The following is a 299-nucleotide window of genomic DNA, read 5'->3' as shown; positions in this document are numbered from 1 at the left end:
TAATTTTGTTTTGTTGCTACTACAAAGATAAGCAGAAGAGCGGATTTTTTATTTTTTAAAAGTTCGCTCTGTTTTTTAGCGGACAGTAGTGATAAATATTATAATCCGGCCTTATAATAATTCTCTTCCAGCAGCTTTATCACATCCGACTCTTTGTAGAGTATCTTTCCTGTAATCTGTATATAAGGGATTATCCCCTGGTCCCTCCATACCTGTAATGTGCCAATGCTTAAACCGAGTATCCTGCTGATATCCTTGCCCGAGAGGTACTTTTCTCCGTTCAGAGCCGGAGAGCATTT

Annotated in this window: 1 protein-coding gene; it reads right to left on the bottom strand. The window is 38.8% G+C overall.

Features of this window, described 5'->3' with window-relative positions; translation table 11 throughout:
• Positions 1 to 98: 98 nt before the first annotated feature.
• A partial coding sequence (locus D0T84_RS21860) for a helix-turn-helix domain-containing protein (protein ID WP_163310037.1) occupies positions 99 to 299 on the bottom strand: 201 nt, incomplete at its 5' end.

Source organism: Dysgonomonas sp. 521, from assembly GCF_010501055.1.
Taxonomy (GTDB): Bacteria; Bacteroidota; Bacteroidia; order Bacteroidales; family Dysgonomonadaceae; genus Dysgonomonas.
This window is presented reverse-complemented; position numbering and strand designations above follow the sequence as displayed.